This is a genomic window from Hirschia baltica ATCC 49814 (genome assembly GCF_000023785.1).
GTDB classification, from domain to species: domain Bacteria; phylum Pseudomonadota; class Alphaproteobacteria; order Caulobacterales; family Hyphomonadaceae; genus Hirschia; species Hirschia baltica.
In genome coordinates this window covers 1,803,589-1,823,070 of the sequence record NC_012982.1, presented here as the reverse complement: position 1 = coordinate 1,823,070, position 19,482 = coordinate 1,803,589, and the positions used below count along the sequence as shown (strand labels likewise).

Annotated in this window: 17 protein-coding genes; 9 read left to right on the top strand and 8 right to left on the bottom strand. The window is 43.7% G+C overall.

The window, feature by feature from the left end; translation table 11 throughout:
* Window positions 1-5 precede the first annotated feature (5 nt).
* The 3 genes from lpxA to lpxB are packed head-to-tail and all read left to right on the top strand — an operon-like array spanning window position 6 to window position 2,809.
* Window positions 6-791 (top strand): acyl-ACP--UDP-N-acetylglucosamine O-acyltransferase, encoded by a 786-nt coding sequence (gene lpxA, locus HBAL_RS08550; RefSeq protein WP_015827544.1) that lies wholly within the window; start codon window positions 6-8, stop codon window positions 789-791.
* A gap of 9 nt (window positions 792-800) precedes the next feature.
* The gene (locus tag HBAL_RS08545) at window positions 801-1,661 is read left to right on the top strand and encodes an LpxI family protein (protein WP_015827543.1); all 861 of its coding nucleotides are present in this window, start codon (window positions 801-803) and stop codon (window positions 1,659-1,661) included.
* A 5-nt stretch (window positions 1,662-1,666) separates the two neighbouring features.
* Window positions 1,667-2,809, top strand: a complete 1,143-nt coding sequence (gene lpxB, locus HBAL_RS08540) for a lipid-A-disaccharide synthase (RefSeq protein WP_015827542.1) — start codon at window positions 1,667-1,669, stop codon at window positions 2,807-2,809.
* 86 nt (window positions 2,810-2,895) lie between these two features.
* On the opposite strand, the gene gltA is transcribed toward lpxB, so the two are convergent.
* Window positions 2,896-4,200: a citrate synthase gene (gene gltA / locus HBAL_RS08535; protein WP_015827541.1), complete on the bottom strand. Its 1,305-nt coding sequence runs from the start codon at window positions 4,198-4,200 to the stop codon at window positions 2,896-2,898.
* Window positions 4,201-4,250: 50 nt separating this feature from the next.
* Complete coding sequence (gene gltX / locus HBAL_RS08530) at window positions 4,251-5,723, bottom strand: glutamate--tRNA ligase (protein WP_015827540.1); 1,473 nt, start codon at window positions 5,721-5,723, stop codon at window positions 4,251-4,253.
* A 149-nt stretch (window positions 5,724-5,872) separates the two neighbouring features.
* Between gltX and HBAL_RS16325 the strand changes: the two genes are divergently transcribed.
* The gene (locus HBAL_RS16325) at window positions 5,873-7,864 is read left to right on the top strand and encodes a ComEC/Rec2 family competence protein (RefSeq protein WP_015827539.1); all 1,992 of its coding nucleotides are present in this window, start codon (window positions 5,873-5,875) and stop codon (window positions 7,862-7,864) included.
* Window positions 7,865-7,884: 20 nt separating this feature from the next.
* Here HBAL_RS16325 and lexA read toward each other — a convergent pair whose 3' ends face one another.
* The 6 genes from lexA to HBAL_RS08495 all read right to left on the bottom strand — a co-directional run bounded on the left by lexA (window position 7,885) and on the right by HBAL_RS08495 (window position 14,444).
* Window positions 7,885-8,571 carry a transcriptional repressor LexA gene (gene lexA, locus HBAL_RS08520; protein ID WP_015827538.1) on the bottom strand — a complete coding sequence of 229 codons (687 nt, stop codon included), beginning with the start codon at window positions 8,569-8,571 and terminating at the stop codon, window positions 7,885-7,887.
* A gap of 82 nt (window positions 8,572-8,653) precedes the next feature.
* A complete protein-coding gene (trpC, locus tag HBAL_RS08515; RefSeq protein ID WP_015827537.1) occupies window positions 8,654-9,448 on the bottom strand; it encodes an indole-3-glycerol phosphate synthase TrpC in 795 nt (264 codons plus the stop codon).
* A complete protein-coding gene (gene trpD / locus HBAL_RS08510; RefSeq protein ID WP_015827536.1) occupies window positions 9,449-10,471 on the bottom strand; it encodes an anthranilate phosphoribosyltransferase in 1,023 nt (340 codons plus the stop codon). It lies immediately after the preceding gene.
* Window positions 10,472-10,483: 12 nt separating this feature from the next.
* Complete coding sequence (locus HBAL_RS08505) at window positions 10,484-11,086, bottom strand: anthranilate synthase component II (protein WP_015827535.1); 603 nt, start codon at window positions 11,084-11,086, stop codon at window positions 10,484-10,486.
* Window positions 11,083-12,543 carry an anthranilate synthase component I gene (gene trpE / locus HBAL_RS08500; protein WP_015827534.1) on the bottom strand — a complete coding sequence of 487 codons (1,461 nt, stop codon included), beginning with the start codon at window positions 12,541-12,543 and terminating at the stop codon, window positions 11,083-11,085. Before trpE ends, HBAL_RS08505 begins: the two co-directional genes overlap by 4 nt.
* Entirely contained in the window at window positions 12,540-14,444 is a 1,905-nt protein-coding gene (locus HBAL_RS08495; protein WP_015827533.1) for a peptidylprolyl isomerase, read from the bottom strand. Before HBAL_RS08495 ends, trpE begins: the two co-directional genes overlap by 4 nt.
* A gap of 180 nt (window positions 14,445-14,624) precedes the next feature.
* On the opposite strand from HBAL_RS08495, the gene tpiA reads away from it, so the two are divergent.
* The 5 genes from tpiA (at window position 14,625) to eno (ending at window position 19,334) form a co-directional block, all read left to right on the top strand.
* Entirely contained in the window at window positions 14,625-15,380 is a 756-nt protein-coding gene (gene tpiA, locus HBAL_RS08490; protein WP_015827532.1) for a triose-phosphate isomerase, read from the top strand.
* 146 nt (window positions 15,381-15,526) lie between these two features.
* The gene (gene secG / locus HBAL_RS08485; RefSeq protein WP_015827531.1) at window positions 15,527-15,997 is read left to right on the top strand and encodes a preprotein translocase subunit SecG; all 471 of its coding nucleotides are present in this window, start codon (window positions 15,527-15,529) and stop codon (window positions 15,995-15,997) included.
* A 48-nt stretch (window positions 15,998-16,045) separates the two neighbouring features.
* Entirely contained in the window at window positions 16,046-17,680 is a 1,635-nt protein-coding gene (locus HBAL_RS08480) for a CTP synthase (RefSeq protein ID WP_015827530.1), read from the top strand.
* Between the two features lie 99 nt (window positions 17,681-17,779).
* Entirely contained in the window at window positions 17,780-17,962 is a 183-nt protein-coding gene (gene rpmF, locus HBAL_RS08475; protein WP_015827529.1) for a 50S ribosomal protein L32, read from the top strand.
* Window positions 17,963-18,056: 94 nt separating this feature from the next.
* Window positions 18,057-19,334 (top strand): phosphopyruvate hydratase, encoded by a 1,278-nt coding sequence (gene eno, locus HBAL_RS08470; RefSeq protein ID WP_015827528.1) that lies wholly within the window; start codon window positions 18,057-18,059, stop codon window positions 19,332-19,334.
* Window positions 19,335-19,482: the final 148 nt, after the last annotated feature.

Genomic DNA, 19,482 nt, shown 5'->3' with positions numbered 1-19,482 from the left:
CGGTAATGGCTGTTTCCATACACCCTAACGCATTTATTGAAGATGGTGCTGAGCTCGGTGAAAATGTCAAAATCGGACCAGGATGTGTCATCGGTCCGAATGTACAGATTGGTGATAACAGTGAGTTATATAGTCAGGTCGTCATAGCAGGACATACGATTTTAGGTGCAAATGCAAAGATATACCCCTTCGCTGCTTTGGGGCACCCACCTCAAGACTTTAAATATCGCGGAGAAGACACCAAGCTGATCATTGGAAATGATGTTACTGTCAGGGAACATGTAACTATGCACCTAGGTACGGTTGTCGGGCGCGGAGAAACTCGTGTTGGCAATAACGGATATTTCATGGTTGGTTCACACATTGGCCATGATTGTATTGTCGGCAATAATGTTACATTTGCAAACAATGCAACTCTGGGCGGTCAGGTGACAGTTGGTGATCATGTGATCATGGGTGGTCTCTCAGCAGTTCACCAATTTTGCCGTGTCGGAAAACATGCATTCATTGGTGGAGGCGCACCGGTTACCGGAGATGTTATTCCATACGGAATGGTCGATAATCACGGAAAACTTGCAGGGCTGAACCTTGTTGGTTTAAAGCGTCGTGGTTTTGATCGGAAACAAATTAATGATCTTCGTACGGCGTACAGGTTGTTTTTTGCTTCTGAAGGTACATTTCAAGAGCGTATCGATGATGCTGCTCGGATGTATGAACAGCAAGAACTTGTGATGGAGATGGTCAGTTTTATAAGAGACGGTGCTGATCGCCATTTATGTCTTCCCAAGTAAGAAACCATAATGTCCAAATCTAAATTAGGTATCATTGCGGGTAGCGGGGATTTACCTGAAACTTTGGCTAAGCATGCCCAAAAAGAAGGTCGGAGTGTTTTTATTGTAGGCATTGCGGGTTTTGTTGAACCTGAACTTCTAGAGCAATTTGCGCATAAGGTGATCTCTGTTGGTGAAGTTGGAAAACAACTTTCTGCTTTAAAATCGGAAAATGTAAACGAAGTCTGTTTCGCTGGAATTGTAAAACGTCCTAATTTCAAAAATCTAAAACTAGATGCCAAAGGCATGATGATTCTGCCTAAGGTATTAAAAGCGGCATCACAGGGTGATGATGCCCTGTTAAGAGTATTGGTAAAAACCATTGAACGTGAAGGTTTCAAAGTTGTTGGTGCTGATGATGTTCTAACTTCACTTGTTGCACCGATTGGTTCTTTGGGTAAGCACTCTCCTAGTTCTGCTGATTTTGCTGATATAAAAAAAGCTGCTCAGATAGCTGCTGAAATAGGGCGTTTGGATATTGGACAGGGCGCTATCGTTTGCGACGGACTTGTTCTAGCAGTAGAGGCGCAGGAGGGCACAGATTTAATGCTCCAACGCTGTGCAGCGTTACCAGATAACCTTAGAGGGTCGACTAAAGTTCCTCGGGGTGTGCTTGTTAAGCGCCCTAAACCTGTTCAAGAACGCCGTGTAGATCTTCCAACAATAGGTATACGAACGCTAGAAGGTGCTAAACGTGCGTGCCTTTCAGGAATTGCTTATGAAGCCAATTCAGCATTACTGCTGAATATGGATGAACTGATAGCGTATGCTGATAATAATGGCCTTTGGATTTATGGATTCGAAGACACGAATCTCGAGACTGAAAGATAAATAAAATGCGCCTTTACTTCGTTGCTGCTGAACCTTCTGGAGACGTGTTAGCGGCTGAAGTGATGCGGGAAATTCTGTTGCTAAATAAAGATGTTGAGTTCCTCGGTGTAGGTGGTTCACATATGCGGGCTTTAGGAATTGAAAGCTTGTTTGACCCTCAAGAGTTAGCAGTGTTTGGTCTACTCGAAGGTATAAAAGCTTTTAAAACTGTTAAAGCAAGGGTTGAAGATACGGCGTTAGATATTGTCAAACATAATCCAGATGCGATCATTCTTGTGGATTCCTGGGGGTTTATGTGGCGTGTCGCTCAGCGTGCAAAAGAATTAGGTTATGAAGGTAAGCGAATTAAATTAATTGGTCCTCAAGTTTGGGCAACTCGGCCTGGAAGAGCGAAAACGCTCGCTAAAAACGTCGATCATTTGCTTTGTATTCATGATTTTGAAGTGCCATTTTACCAACCATTTGGACTGGATACGACGGTAATAGGCAATCCAGCTCTTGAACGGGATCAAAATGGTTTTGGTGAAGAGTTTCGAGCTGCAAAGAAGATTTCAGAAGATAAGCAAGTCATTCTCCTTTTGTTAGGAAGCCGTAACTCAGAAATCGTGACAGTCGCGCCTATTCTGCAGAGGGCCGCTGAAGAGATTTGTGAAAACGATGCGAACCGAATGGTCATATGTGTCGTAGCCGATAGTGTAAGAGAGAAAGTAGAAGCGTGGAGTAAAGATTGGACGTTTCCATTTTTTATTTCATCCGATGAGGCTGAAAAATCTGATGCATTTGCATCAGCTGACATTGCTTTAGCTTGTTCAGGCACAGTTACGACAGAAGTGGCGCTTCAAGGTGTGCCACTCGTCATTGGTTATAAAATTGGATGGGTAACTTGGCTCATCGCTAGATTATTTTTGATGAAATCAAAATTCATTACACTTTTAAATGTCGCAGCAGACCGAGAAGTTGCTCCAGAGTTTATTCAAACACGTTTTACCGTCCGCAATTTGAAGAATGCTGTTGAACGATTATTGAGCAACACGGATTTAAGACAAAAACAGATTCTTGAACAAAACTTAGCTTTGGAGAAAATGGGTCGAGGTGGAGAAGGTGCCTCTAAAATTTCGGCGAAGAAAATTTTAGAATTAGCGAAATAGACTTCTAAATTGTTTTAGACATATAAATAAAAAAGGCCTGACATGTAATTGTCAGGCCTTTTTTTGTTTTGCTTAGATTAAACGATTTAGCGTTTGTTTACCGGCACGTAATCGCGGACTGGAGCACCAGTATAGATTTGGCGAGGACGTCCAATGCGTTGAGTCGGGTCTTCGATCATTTCTTGCCATTGAGCGACCCAACCAACTGTACGGGCCAATGCAAATAGCACTGTGAACATTTCTGTTGGGAAGCCCATCGCTTTCAAAGTGATACCTGAATAGAAGTCGATGTTCGGGTATAGTTTTTTCTCTACGAAATATGGGTCTTCGAGTGCGATACGCTCAAGTTCGATAGCCACTTGTAGAAGAGGGTCGTTGTGAGCACCAACGGCCTCTAGAACCTCGTGACATGTTTTCTGCATCATTTTAGCGCGAGGGTCGTAGTTTTTGTAAACTCGGTGCCCAAAGCCCATCAAACGGAATGGGTCTGATTTGTCTTTAGCGCGCGCAATGTATTCAGGAATACGATCTACAGAACCAATTTCTTGTAGCATGTTCAATGCTGCTTCGTTTGCTCCACCGTGTGATGGGCCCCAAAGACAAGCAACACCTGCAGCCATACAAGCGAATGGATTAGCACCAGAAGAACCAGCTAGACGAACTGTAGATGTTGAAGCGTTTTGTTCGTGGTCGGCGTGTAGGATGAATATGCGGTCCATAGCACGCGCCATTACATCCTGAACTTGATAGTCTTCTGCAGGGACTGCAAAACACATGCGTAGGAAGTTTGCTGCATAACCAAGGTCATTTCTAGGAGAGATGAATGGTTGACCGATTGAGTATTTGTGAGCACGGGCTGCAATCGTCGGCATTTTTGCGATCAAACGGTGAGCAGAAATCAAACGGTGTTTTGGATCATTGATGTCTAGTGAATCGTGATAGAAAGCAGAAAGCGCACCAATCGCTCCAGTTACAATCGCCATCGGGTGAGCATCTCTGCGGAACCCTTCAAAGAAGCGATCAAACTGTGTGTGGATCATCGTGTGGTTTGTAATTGTGTGCTTGTATTCTGTTAGTTCTGCTTCTGTCGGAAGTTCACCATTTAATAGAAGATAACACACTTCAAGGAAATCTGATTTCTCAGCGAGTTGATCAATAGGGTAACCTCTGTGCAGAAGAATACCTTTTTCACCATCAATAAAAGTGATTTGGCTTTCACAGCTACCTGTTGAGGTAAATCCAGGATCGAGTGTGAAACGCCCTGTTTGTTTGTTCAACGTTGAGATGTCTATTACATCCGGGCCGAGAGTACCTGAGTATATAGGCAATTCCGCAGTTTTTCCAGCAACGTTTAGAGTCGCGGTACCATTTGGTTTTACTTTATTTTCCATATTATATCAGCCCCTTATGTTTTAAGTTTTGTGGTCAGTGACGGGAGGAGTCATGCACTAACCTTATTAAGTTGATCATCAATTCGACTAAGCGATTCATCCCGCCCAAGCCATTCCAACACTAAACCAAGATCTGGTGCTGGTGAGCCGCCGGTTAAAGCTGCTCGTAATGTCGGTCCAATCATTCCCATGCCGACCTCTTCGTCAGCACAGAAATCTGTAATTGCAGCTGTTAAAGCCAAGTTGTTCCATTCTGATAAGTCTTTAAACCGAATAGTTAGCTTTGATAAGCGCTCCATAGCATCTAGAGACATCTTTTTCTTCAATTTGCCAGTTATTTCTATCGGTCTAAGGTCTAATAGAAAGTTAGTTTGCATTTCTAACTCTTCAATAGTCGCAGCGCGATTTTTAATTTCTGACATTGAAGTCTTAATACGCGATTTCACTACTTGGGACAATTGATCGAAACCGTCGCGGCTAAATAGCAGATCGCACAAGCGATTATCATCAGCTTGGGCCATGTAATGAGCATTTACAGACTTCATTTTTTCGAAATCTAAGCGCCCCGGAGCTTTTCCTAGACCTGCTGTATTAAACCATTCTATGGCTTTATCTTGAGGGATGATCTCATCATCTCCATGTGACCAACCAAGACGAAGAAGATAGTTATTCATACCCTCTGGTAGGTATCCCATATCTCGATAAGCTTCGACGCCTAACGCACCGTGCCTTTTGGATAGTTTTTTTCCATCGGGACCGTGAATAAGAGGAACATGCGCGTATTTGGGCAAATCCCAGCCCATAGCCTGATAAATAGGAATTTGTCGGTAAGTATTACCAAGATGATCATCACCGCGAATAACTTGGGTGACTCCCATATCGTGATCATCCACAACGACGGCGATCATGTAGGTTGGTGTCCCATCTGTGCGAAGCAAAATAAGATCATCTATTTGACCTGCTGATACACCGACATGACCTTGGACATCATCAGTAAATTCGATGCGACCTTCATCTGGTGCACGCAAGCGGACAACATAGGACGCGTTAGGGTCTGTAGGTGTTTTGCCATCTCTATAAGGGGAGCGATAAGGCGCGAGAAGCTTATCAGCTTCTGCACGAAGGTTCGAAGCGAGGTCTTCATTGCCTTCCTTTGCTGCTATTTTAGCATCTGCGCGTTTGGCTTCACCTTGTTCGCGACGCTCGGCAAGTTCCTCTTGGCTCGTATAACACTTAAAAGCAGTGCCTTTGGAAATCATCTCTTCAACAACTTCGCGGTGACGATCAGCGCGCTGAAATTGAAAGGTTGGTTCTTCGTCGGGTGTAATGCCTAACCAATCTAAACCCTCAAAAATCGCCTGAACGGCGTTTTGGGTTGACCTCTCCCTGTCTGTATCTTCAATACGCAGTAGGAATTTGCCGTTGTTGGCTTTGGCATAGAGCCAATTGAACAATGCTGTGCGAGCACCACCAATGTGTAGATATCCGGTCGGCGAGGGGGCAAAGCGGGTGATTACCGTCATAAGAACTTTCAAAAAAACGTTTATATGTAGCAAACCTATTGGCTTGATATCGCCTCAGGTATTTACGCTCTTGAAGAACACATCAGAACCTATTTGGGCAAGTCTTGTGGCTCCAAAACTTCTAAATTTTGTTATTTAGAGGATTAAAAATGAAGTTCTTTGAGCATTTTAGTGAGCAGCATGCGTTAAGAATATCACTTTTATATCCACTCTGTCTCATGTCAGGAATCGCTGTTTATTTAGAGCTAGATCACGAACCTTCATGGCGGTTCGTCATTTTTTGCTCAATTGGTGTGGTTTTTGTCCTCAAAGTTTCAGTTTTATTTGGTAAGCATTTTATCAATCTTTTGCTATTTTTTGCATTGTGGTTTCTAGCTGGTGTTACTGTTATTAAAGCGCGAACATCAATCGTTAGCGCGCCTAAAATTGAATACAATATCGGTCCGGTAACGGTCGAGGGAGAGCTGGTTCAAATTGAAAATGGGGCAAAGGGAAATCGATTAAGAATACGAGTTGGTGCGATTTCTAATTTGCCCAAAAGAGATACGCCCGAATTTGTTCGCGTCACACAGAAATTTGAGACAAATTTGTGGCCTGGACGATCTGTCAGCTGTTATGTGTTTTTGTCTCCACCACCAAAACCTTTGATCGCCGGTGATTATAATTTCAATCGACAGGCATTTTTTGAAAAATTGGGAGGTGTTGGTTTTGTTCTTGGACGTTGTAAACCGATAAATACGTCAAGTGTCGAAGAGCGGGACTTAATCGCACGTATAGCGATCCGCGTGGATGCGATTAGACGATCAATATCTGTATATATTCACGATTTATTGGGCCATGTGTCTGGTGGAATGGCAACTGCTATGATTACGGGCGAGCGTAGTTTTCTTAGCCTTGAAGACCAAGATACTTTGCGCTCAGTTGGGCTCGCGCACCTATTAGCTATATCAGGCTTGCACATGGGGTTAGCTGCCGGTGTGTTTTTCGCATTGTTTCGGTTTATTATACCATGGTTTGAATTTGCAGCATTGCGAATACCTGCTCAGAAATTATCAGCTTTAGCCGCGATCATTGGTTCATCGACCTATTTGTTTCTTTCAGGGGCTTCGGTAGCCACTCAGCGGGCTTATATCATGGCGATGGTGGCCCTCATTGCGGTCCTTATTGATCGTCCAGCATTCTCGGTGAGGAGTTTGGCAGTGGCAATGGTGGTTGTGATATGCATTCAGCCTGAAACCGTCGTTAGCCCCGGGTTTCAAATGTCATTTGCCGCGACAGCAGCGCTAATCGCGTTGTATGAAAATTGGCCAATTCAAAAATCTAATAATTTAGTTGGACGGTTTTGGGGGTGGTTAATCGCCGTTTTTGGTACATCAGTCACCGCTTCCATCGCGACAGCTCCATTTGCTGCTTTTCATTTCGGGCGCATCGCACCGCTAAGTATATTATCGAACCTAGTCGTCATGCCCATCATCTCGCTTTGGGCAGCTCCATCAGCAGCGTTTGCGATGATTTTAACTCCATTTGGCTGGCAAGAGCCAATGCTTCACAGTTTTGGCGTGTCCCTAGAGGTTGTTTTAAAGATATCGCGCTTTTTTCAAGAGCATTCACCAGATGGAAACCTAGCTTCATTTCAGGTTCCAACATTTATTCTGTTGATAGCAAGCGGATTGCTCATCATTCTTTTGAAAAAGTATTACAAAATTATTGGAGCATTTTGCCTCATATTAGCTCTCGCTTCTGTTTATTGGCAGAGAAACCCGATAATTTATGTGGATAAAGACTTAATTATATATGCGAAAGAGGCCTCACATTGGATTAGAATACTGCCTGAAAACATGAAAAAATCAGGTTTAGTTCCGTTAAAACTCAAAGACGAAATGCTCGAAGAACCAATATTTTTAAAAAATAATGTGCCAGTAAATGTTAGCAATGATGACTATCGTATCGAAGTGACCGAGCATAAGTGCGGCGTATATCCAGAAGAGGAAGCACCGTTCTTTCTTCGAGTTCATGCAAGCAAAGAGGAAATATGCTTACCCATTTCAACTTCATATATTCAAAAAGGGATAAGCGTGACCAAGCGTAGGGAAAATTTTTATATAAAATATTTCCCTAGTCAAAATCGCCCTTGGAACTAAAAGTTATTGCAGCAATGATCTTAATGGTACTGACGCACGAGTGCGACTAGCTTTCCTTGTACGCGAACTTTGTCCGGTCCGAAAATCCTTGTCTCGTATGCTGGATTAGCAGCTTCCAAGGCAATTGAGCCATTGCGTTTTCGAATTCTTTTTAAAGTCGCTTCTTCCTCGTTAACGAGAGCGACAACGATTTCTCCAGAAATAGCAGTGTCACCTTTTTTCAAAATGACGATGTCACCATCAAGAATACCTGCTTCGATCATGGAATCCCCTTGGACTTCCAACGCGAAATGCTGATCAGAATTCATCCCAAGAGTAGGTGCTGTAATTCTATCAGTTTCATTCTGAATCGCAGCGATCGGAACACCAGCAGCGATACGACCAAGAACTGGAATTGTATCATTAGCTACGTTTTTAGACGATACACCATCTCTGCTGACGATAGCTGGTTTGAAACTGGAACGTCCCAGAGGGGGCGCGGAAGGTGTAGCACTTTCGGGAAGTTTTAAGACTTCTATTGCGCGTGCACGGTGGGGAAGACGTCTTAAAAAACCACGCTCTTCCAGAGCAGTAATTAGCCTATGAATGCCTGATTTGGAGGCAAGGTCCAACGCTGATTTCATTTCATCAAATGAGGGCGATACCCCCGTTTCTTTTATACGTTGATGAATGAACAAAAGAAGTTCGCGTTGTTTGTTCGTAAGCATGTGATACCACCGATCCAAATTTTCGAGTCACGATAAGTTCTACATGTGTTCTCTGTTTGGGTCAATGCTGGAACAAAACTCTTTACTTTATATCGCGAAGTTCTCGAACACTTTTAACTATGTCTTCTGATTTCATGAGACTTTCTCCAATCAAAAAACCACGTGCTCCTGTTTTACGGAGACGATGTATATCTTCCGTGGTTTTAATTCCACTTTCTGAAATCAGTAATTTGTCTGTTGGCACCATGGAAGATAAACGTTCCGTCGTCTCTAATTCAGTCACCATTCTCTTAAGGTCACGGTTATTGACCCCAACGAGTGGAGAGGGAAGTGACAGGGCTTGTTCTAATTCAGCCTCATTATGTGCCTCTAATAATATAGACATACCTAGGTCTTCAGCACATTGATGCAGACTCAAAGCGTGCTCTTTATCTAAAACAGACATGATCAGAAGAATAGCGTCAGCACCTGCTGCACGGGCTTCTAATATTTGAATTTCATCAATCATAAAATCTTTGCGAAGGACTGGGATTGATACAGCATCTCTAACAGCAATCATATCTTCGAGGGAACCGCCAAAACTTGGGCCATCCGTGAGTACGGAAATGCAAGCAGCGCCGCCATCAACATATGATTGAGCCGCTAAAATTGGGTTTTTTAGCGTGTTTATATTGCCTGCAGATGGGCTCTTTCGCTTTATCTCGCATATCAGAGCATTTTCGTCAGTTTTGGCAATGGACAACATCTGTTGTGCAAAACCTCTAGGAGGCGTCCGTCGCAGGGCATCTGAGTGAAGAGTACTTGCTGATAGTTTGATCTTTAAAGATGCTACTTCTTCTCGTTTGTAGTCAATAATTTTATCGAGTGCGGTCTTCATCTAACTATCTTTATTCGAGTATTTAATAAGCGCTTTTAGAGTGTCTAAAGCTCGACCTGAATCTATAGATTCCAGTGCCATTTCTACACCTTCTTTATGAGTATTCGCTTTTTGAGAAACGTACAATGCAGCTCCCGCATTCATCGCGACGACATTTCTAAAAGCAAATTTTTCGCCCTCTAATAGTCTTCTAATAGCATCAGCATTTTCTAGGCTATTACCGCCTTTTAATTCTTCAAATGATGAAATTTTCAAACCAACATCATCTGGATGAATTGAAAAGGGTGTGATTGTTGTTGGGGTAATTTCGATAGCGTGGGTGGTTCCAGTTATAGAAATTTCGTCAAGTCCATCCTCACCATGTACAATCCATGCTTTCTTTGTGCCTAAGCGTTGTAGCACTTGGGCGAGGGGATTAAGCCACTCTTTACTGAACACACCAAGCACTTGATATTTTGCATTTGCCGGATTTGTTAAGGGGCCCAAAACATTAAAAATAGTTCTGGTTGAAAGTGCTTGGCGAACAGGCGCGACATGACGCATGGCAGTATGGTGTTGCCGCGCAAACATAAAACCAACACGCGCATGCTTTAAACATTCATCGAACTGCTCTGGGGAAATATCTAGACGTACGCCCAAGGTCTCTAAAACATCGGCAGAGCCTGTTTTGGGTGGTGTGGATCTATTACCATGTTTAGCAACACGGCCACCAGCGCCTGCAGTCACTATAGCTGAAGCAGTAGATGTGTTTAGGGTTTTAAATGGTAGGCCGCCAGTTCCGCATGTATCAACAACATCATCTGGTGCGCGGACTTTGGTTGAATGCTCGCGCATAACTGATGCTGCTGCATGAATGTCATCAACACTTTCACCTTTTATTCTAAGCCCAACAAGGAAAGCTGAAATTAGAATTGGGTCGACATTACCGCTTAGGATTTCATCAAAGGACTGTTTTATCAAATCCTGTGATGGAGCCTGACGATCCACAAGTTGGGAGACAGTCAGTTTGACGACTTCGCTCATTTTGCTTCGTGCCTATCGCGTGAGATTTAAAAAATTACTCAAAAGAGTGTGGCCGTGTTCTGAGCCTATGGATTCAGGGTGGAATTGAACACCATACAAAGGACGTGTGGCATGGGAAAGTGCCATGATTTCTCCATCGTCCGTCTCTGCTTCGATTTTCAAAACATTTGGCAAGGCTTCACGTTTTACGGCGAGTGAGTGGTATCTAACGGCTCCAAACATCTTCGGGATGCCTTTAAACATACTTCCACCAGCATGTGTGACCGCCGATGTCTTACCGTGGAGAATAGTTTTAGCTGAAATAACTTTTCCGCCAAAGGCCTCTCCAATTGCTTGGTGGCCAAGGCAAACACCAAAAATCGGGAGATCGTCAGGAGCTGTTTGAAGGAGCTCTATACAAACACCAGCATCTTGAGGTGTTTTGGGGCCTGGAGACAGAATTACGCCATCTGGACGTTTGTCTAAAAGTTCTTGTACTGAAAATTTATCATTGCGGACGACGTCTGTCTTCCCACCTAATTCTTCAAGATAGTGCACTAGATTCCACGTAAAACTATCGTAATTATCTATCACTAAAATATTGGGTTTAGACCGTGAAAGAGAACCTCTGATCATTTGTTGCCTCCTTCATAACGGGCAGCATCTTCAGCAGCTCTAAAAAGTGCACTTGCCTTGTGAACTGTTTCTTGGAATTCTTTGTCTGGATCACTGTCGAGAACGACACCACCCCCCGCTTGCACGTGTAGTTTTTTATCTTTGATGACTGCAGTTCTCAATGCAATACACATATCCATATTGCCATCAGACCCAAAATATCCAATACCGCCGCCATAAACGCCGCGCTTGTTGGACTCCAGCTCATTGATGATTTCCATAGCCCGTATTTTTGGGGCCCCAGATACGGTGCCAGCAGGAAATCCCGCCATTAAAGCAGACACTGCATCTTCGCCATCACGTAATTTACCTTCAACATTTGAAACAATGTGCATCACATGAGAATAACGCTCAATAATGAATTGTTCTGTTACCTCGACACTACCGTATTGAGCAACTCTGCCAACATCATTACGCCCAAGATCAAGAAGCATCAAATGCTCTGCAAGTTCTTTTGGGTCCGCGAGTAATGTCTTTTCGTTTGAAATGTCTTCTTCTGGCGTTTTCCCACGAGGAAGTGTGCCGGCAATCGGTCTTATCGAGACTGTATCATTGCGAAGTCGAACCAAAATTTCAGGGCTAGATCCAATGACTTGAAAATCGCCTAGATTGACGAAAAACAGGAAAGGGGAAGGGTTTAACCGTCTAAGAGCTCTATACAATGCAAAAGGTGAGACATCAAAATCGGTTGAGAAACGCTGACTTGGAACGACCTGGAAGATGTCTCCAGCTCGGATATAGTCTTGTGCCTTTTTAACGATTTCTGAATAACGAGATGGTGTAGTGTTTGAAGAGAACTCAATCGGTTCGATCTCACGGTCTACCGGTCTGTGCACGCCCAATGGCGCATCTAGAAGTGTTTCTATCTCATCTAATAAAGCGTCAGCAGTTTTTTCGTCCTCGGTAATTGGGGTCGCGAGAATAATTTCTTGTTTAACCGAATCAAAGATAAGGATGACAGCGGGGCGCATTAAGACTGCTTCAGGCACCTGTAAGGAATCTTCTGGAGCTGTTGGAAGAGTTTCGACATACCGGATCATATCATACCCCAAATAGCCAAAAGCACCGGCGATCATTGGTGGTAAATCTTCACTTTCATCAATATCGACTTCACATAAATTTATGAAGCGCCTCACATCCTGCATTGGATCTGTTGATCTATGCAGGACATTCTCAAAAGTGTTGGTGTCTGATGTGAGAGCGACTCCGTCCTCAACTTTCCACCACAAATTTGGTCTCGTTCCGATAAAAGAATAGCGACCTCTTTGTTCACCGCCTAGAACTGATTCAAACAAAAACGTTCCGGCATTGTTTGGGTCCAGCTTGAGCATGGCAGATACTGGCGTTTCAATATCGTCCAAACGTCGACGAATTTTCAGCTTCACTAGTGAAGAAGGCTTATTGGCTGTTCGGGTCATTGGGGACTGGCCATGGATTGGATATATTCTGACACTGCATTATTATTAACTTCAATTTTGGCGTCTTCCATGACCGCTTCTACAAATGCTCTTTGAATGTCAGCTTCTAGGCTCTCTGACACAGCTCTTTTGCCTGAAGAGGCGAGCGTTTCCAACATTTCAGGCTCTAAATTAGAGACATTTTCAAGATGAAGGACTGTTTTCGAGCCATCCTGTTCTGACGCAACTACATAATCACCCGCTTTCGCACCAAGCAGTTGATAGGCCATAGAGCGCGTGACGCCTTCTGGAGCTTCCCGACGATTGAGATTCTGTTCAGGCTTTACATAGTCTAGGCCTAATTCAGATGCTGCTTCTGAAAGATCATCAAGTGCCTTAGCACGATCTAGAAGGTCGTTTGCTAGTTTTTCAGAAGCTTGAGACGCTTGGTATATTTTATAGCTTTCTGTGGCCAATGATTTAACATCAGCAAGTTCAGGTATGAAACCTTCCTCAACGGTATCTAGGCGAATGACATAAATGCCGTTGTTTGCATCATCTAAGATTTCACTCATTTCGTCTTCAAAATCTAGGCTTTGTATAGTTTCCATAGCATCTGGACGAAACACAATACCGCCCAATAAATGACCCTCTTCTGTACGTCCTTGTGCATCAATGGCACTATATTTCATGAGAGGAACACCTAATGCGTCAGCTGCTTCTTCTAGGTTAAAACCTCCGCCGACGAAATCAAACATTTCTTCTTGTTTGCGTTCAAATATCTGCTCTGCTGCTACTGTAGCTAGCTCGGTAAAAATCTGGTCAGAAACTGTTTCGAATGGTTTAGGAGTCCCTGGATAGATGGTGTCGACATATGCTCCAGTCCAATTTCCTTCTCCAAGTTCGAATACGCCAAAATGTGTATCTTCTGGAACAATGAAGGCTGTTTTAGCATATTCTTCGTCGGAAATTTGATCTCTTGTTACAATTTTCGTCGTGACTACTAAATCTGGCAGGCTAGAAAGAACGGTTTCAACATCACCACCAGCACCTATTTCATCAACAGCTTGCTGAACGAGACGTCGGTCACTGGAACTAAATTCTTTTATCTCCCTAGACTCAGGTGACGAAAATTCTTTAATTCTCAGATCGTATTCATCTTTTAATACTGTTTCCGGAATTTCTACGCTGCCTATAAAATCAATTGGCGAAATAGAAAGAATAGATAGTGCTTTTCGCTTTGGTTGAGTGAAAGCAGTTTTGTTTTCTTCATAAAATGCAGCGACTTCTTCATCAGTAGGAAGTATTCCTTCATCTGAAACGTCATTGGGAATTTTCACATAAGAAAATTCTCGTTGTTCAGATTGCGACGTTATCCATACCTTACCAAGAGCATCGGGTGTGTTTACACCAGTTGAAACTGCATCGGCGATATACTCTCTCGTGAAGCTTTCTTTTAAGTTTGTCTCCAACTGACGAACGCTTAACCCTTGCAATCTAGCGAAATCTTTAAATGAAGCATCATCAAATTCACCGGTCACAGCATTTTTAAAACGAGGAGCATTCACAACCATGTCTGTTACAGCATACCGACTTGCAGATATTTTTTCTTTATCAGCAAAGGCCAATAAAGCTGTTTCACTAGCGACGGATTGAAGAATCTGTTGGATTACTCCAGCTTTGGCGGCTTCTTGACGAGAAATAGTTCGTCCTTCAGATTCTCTAACGCTACGCAGATAGGTATCAATACGATTGTCTATATCTCTTTTAACGATGAATCGATCACCTGCGCTGATCATTCCTCTAGGTTCAGAAGAGGAAAACATGTCGGGCAACCCCATTCCGGCTAGTCCAACGATAAGTAAACCGATCACGACCAACATTAGTTTTGACCGTACCATACGGCGGACGATAGACAGCATAAGGATGATCTCCCAAAATAGTGCGCACAAATAAATTCAATCGTGCATGAGTCTTGCAGCAGTTCAATCTGCTTGCTAGGCGAGCTATGCGTCTAACGCAAGATACGAAATGATAAAGCCACAAAAGTGGCGTTTGACTAAGTGCCAAAAAGAGCACTGTCATACAATGGGACAACTAGAATGAGCAATGCAAAACCCCTCTTTGTAGGGAATTGGAAAATGAACGGTTTTAGGGCGAACCTTACAGAAATTTTGAATGTAGAGGAAAGTATAGCAAAAACACCTTTTCATGGGGATGTGGTCATCTGTCCTCCCGCAACTCTAGCAGCGTTAGCGGTGGACGCTTTAAAGAAAAGTGTCATTCAAATCGGAGGTCAGGATTGCCACGCAGAAGAAGCGGGTGCCTTTACCGGTGATATTAGTGCAGAAAAATGGAAAGACCTTGGGGCCGGCTATGTTATCGTTGGTCACTCCGAAAGGCGCGCTTATTATCAGGAAGATAATAAAGCTGTAAAAGCTAAATCTAAAGCTGTTCTAAGAGCGGGGCTTGTTCCAATTATCTGCATTGGCGAAAGTCTGGAAGAACGAAAAGCGGGTAAAACACTTGAGATTATTTCCGCCCAAATAGATGGTTGCATACCTGACGAAGCTCAAAGTGCTCCTATTGCTGTAGGATATGAACCAGTATGGGCGATTGGCAGTGGCCTAACACCTACACTTGAAGAAATTTCCGAAGCTCACAAAGTGATTCGCGAAGCATTACATAAGAAAATTGGTGACAAAGCAGACCTAACCCCTATCGTTTATGGGGGCTCATTAAAGCCTTCTAACGCTAAGGAAATACTGGCTATCCTAGGAGTAGACGGTGGTCTGGTAGGAGGCGCGAGTTTAAAAGCAGTAGATTTCCTTGAGATAATTCGAGCCTGCGACCAGTAAATTTGAGGTGAATTAGAGGTGTGCGGCTTGATTATTTCATCAATCGCACATCTTTTTTGTTAAATTCGACTTACTAGGGCTTGGCGTAGCGCTCTGAAAATGCTTTTCAGTGCGTTTGGATTCATAGATTAGGTTCTCCGACCATTATGGAAAATGCTTTACTCGCCCTCAGCTTGCTTTCTTGCATAGCTTTAATTGTAACTGTGTTGCTGCAGCGTTCTGAAGGTGGAGCGCTTGGTATGGGCGGCGGCGGAGGTGGCGGTCTAGTATCTGGGCGCGGAGCTGCTGATACGCTTGTTCGTGCGACCATGATACTAGCAGCTATATTTTTCATCACGAGTTTAGCACTCACCCGAATTAATTATGAGCACTCCAAAGATAATTCGGATGTTACACGTACTTTGGAAGAAACAGGTGGCTCTCTTCTTGATGATGTTCTTGGTGAAACATCTTCAACAGAAGGAACAACGACAAATCCAACCGATTTGATATCTGAAGCGCTTTCAGAAGAATCAGACACAGTTCCTACAGAAAGCGAATTGTCTGATTCCTCGGAAGATGTATCAGATGGTACAGATAATACTGCAAACCCTTCGACCTCTTCTGAAAACCAATAGTCAAACCTTGACGCGCGCCGCGATTCGGCGCGTCTATAGTTTCCCGTCATGACAAGATATATTTTCATTACCGGCGGCGTTGTTTCTTCTCTAGGGAAAGGCATCGCTTCGGCCGCTTTAGGTGCGTTGCTGCAAGCGCGTGGCTATAAAGTTCGACTCCGTAAATTAGACCCTTATTTAAATGTCGACCCAGGTACGATGTCTCCCTATCAGCATGGAGAAGTGTTCGTCACTGACGATGGTGCTGAAACGGATCTTGACCTTGGTCATTATGAGCGTTTTACCGGCGTCTCAGCACGGCAAAGCGATAACATTACGACGGGAAGGATTTACCAGACAATTATCGACAAAGAACGTCGCGGTGATTATCTGGGTGCGACGGTCCAAGTTATTCCACATGTGACCAATGCAATTAAAGATTTTGTTCTTTCTGATGCTGGTGACGTTGATTTCGTTCTCTGTGAAATAGGGGGAACGGTTGGTGATATTGAAGGGCTTCCATTCTTTGAAGCTATTCGCCAATTAAACCAAGAATTAGAGCCGCTTCAAGCTGTCTTCGTTCACCTAACATTGTTGCCTTATATCTCTACTGCAGGTGAGATGAAAACGAAGCCGACGCAGCACTCTGTTAAAGAACTTCGCTCCATAGGTATTCAACCTCATATCCTTTTGTGTCGGTCTGAACGAGCGATTCCAGAAGGTGAGCGTCGCAAAATCGGCCTATTTTGTAATGTGAAACAAGATAGTGTTATCGAAGCTTTGGACTCTCAGCACATATATGAAGTACCTTTAGATTATCATCAACGTGGACTTGATAAAGAAGTCTTGCGTCATTTTGGAATTACCAATGCGCCAGATCCTGATTTGACGCGATGGAAAAATATATCTGCCGCACTTCGAGCGCCTGACGGCGGTGTTGAAGTTGCGGTTGTTGGAAAATATGTCTCTCTTCCAGACGCATATAAATCTCTTATCGAAGCTTTGCACCATGGTGGTCTAGCAAACCAAGTGCGCGTTAAGATCAAATGGGTATCATCTGAGCTGTTTGATAGTGAAGATTCAGATATCGAATCTGAGTTGGATGGTGCACACGCCATTATGTTGCCCGGTGGCTTTGGTGAACGCGGCGCTATGGGCAAGATGCGCGCTGCTAAATACGCACGAGAAAAACGGATTCCTTGTTTTGGTATTTGTTATGGAATGCAAATGGCAGTTGTGGAAGCAGCCAGAAATCTTGCGAATATCGAAGGGGCAGGGACTTCGGAATTTGGTGCGCCTTCTGAAAAAATCGTTGGTTTGATGGAAGAATGGACACGCGGAAACCAAAAAGAGACACGTACTGAGACTACAGACCTCGGTGGAACATTACGGTTGGGTACATACCCAGCTGTTTTGAAAAAAGGTTCACGCGTTGCAGAAATTTATGGTGCTGAGCATATCGAAGAACGCCATCGCCATCGTTATGAAGTTAACGTCAAATACAAAGAGAAACTTGAAGAATCAGGAATGTTGTTTTCAGGCATGTCGCCAGACGGAAAGCTTCCTGAAATAGTCGAGATACCGAACCACCCTTGGTATATTGGTGTTCAGTATCATCCTGAGCTAAAATCTCGACCTTTTGAGCCTCATCCACTGTTTTCTTCTTTCATTGGAGCGGCAAAAGTTCAAAGTCGACTTGTTTAACCCGTAACTAGGGCTTGCATTACGAAGTTTATCATCGTAATAAGCCCGCTGATTTGGGTAGCCTTGTGCTACCTTTTCCTATTTTTTGAGGCTAGAAATATGGCTGTTCCTAAGCGGAAAACCACGCCTTCTAAACGCGGTATGCGTCGTGCACACGACCGTTTAGATGGTGCAACTTACATTGAAGACAAAGATTCAGGTGAACTTCGTCGTCCACACCACATTGACCTTAAATCAGGCATGTATCGTGGTAAGCAGGTTCTGGAACCTAAAGAAGACTAATGCCGTTTTAGGGGTCGCTCTTTAGCGCTCCGGCAGCGCTAGTTCTTAGTCAGGCGGTCCCAAGCTTTTTCTCAAATGAGTCGAGGGGACTGCCATGACTGAAATCGTAGATATTTTTGCACGTGAAATTTTGGATAGCCGGGGAAATCCGACTATTGAAGTTGATGTAACACTTGACGATGGCTCGCTAGGTCGCGCAGCCGTACCATCAGGTGCATCTACAGGGGCATATGAAGCGCATGAGCTACGTGACGGTGATAAGTCCCGTTATGGCGGCAAGGGTGTGCTTAAGGCTGTTGAGGCCGTTAATACTGAAATCTACGAAGAACTTATCGGTTTGGATGCTGAAGATCAGCGTCGCTTAGACCAAGCCATGATAGATTTAGATGGAACCGAAACAAAGTCTCGTTTGGGTGCTAATGCTATTCTTGGTGTGTCTATGGCTGCAGCGAAAGCTGCTGCAAATGCTTCAGCTTTGCCACTATACCGTTACATTGGTGGTGCAAATGCACACGTGCTTCCAACCCCTATGATGAATATTATCAATGGTGGTGAACACGCAGATAACGCCATTGATGTTCAAGAATTTATGATCATGCCTGTTGGTGCGCCTTCTTTCTCCGAAGCGCTTCGTATGGGGACTGAGGTCTTTCACAGCTTGAAAAAATCTTTGTCAGATGCAGGACTAAGTACTTCTGTTGGTGATGAAGGTGGTTTTGCACCCAACATAGCTTCGACTGAAGAAGCTATTTCTTTTATCATGAAGTCTATCGAGAATGCTGGATACCGCCCAGGCGAAGATTGTGCACTAGCGTTAGATGCAGCGTCTACCGAATTCTACAAAGACGGAAAATATGTTCTTGCTGGAGAAGGCAAGTCTCTTTCTTCGGATGAAATGGCGCAATACCTCACAGATCTCGTCAATAAATACCCTATTATATCTATTGAAGATGGTATGGCTGAAGATGATTGGGATGGATGGAAAACACTTACAGACCTTGTTGGCGCGAAATGTCAGCTCGTTGGAGACGATTTGTTTGTAACCAACTCCAAACGCTTGGCTAAAGGTATCGAATTAGGTGCTGCAAACTCTATTCTAGTTAAAGTAAACCAAATTGGTACGCTTACAGAAACAATGGAAGCGGTTAATTTGGCAACAAGTCGTGGCTTTACCTCAGTCATGTCTCACCGTTCAGGTGAGACAGAGGATGCAACGATTGCTGATCTGGCTGTGGCCATGAATTGTGGGCAGATTAAAACTGGTTCTTTGGCGCGATCTGACCGTTTGGCTAAATACAACCAACTTCTCCGCATTGAAGAAGAGCTAGATGAACAAGGCGTTTACCTTGGTCGTTCGTCGATTCGGATCTAGGAAGAATTGCTAAGTTGAAAAAAAGAACGCTCAAAACTTAATTGGTTTGAGCGTTTTTTATTCTGCGCTGCAATAAAAATTGATAAACCTGACATTAAGCTGGTTTGACTATCAAAATAAGAATTGGTTAGAGGAAATTGATCTTTGA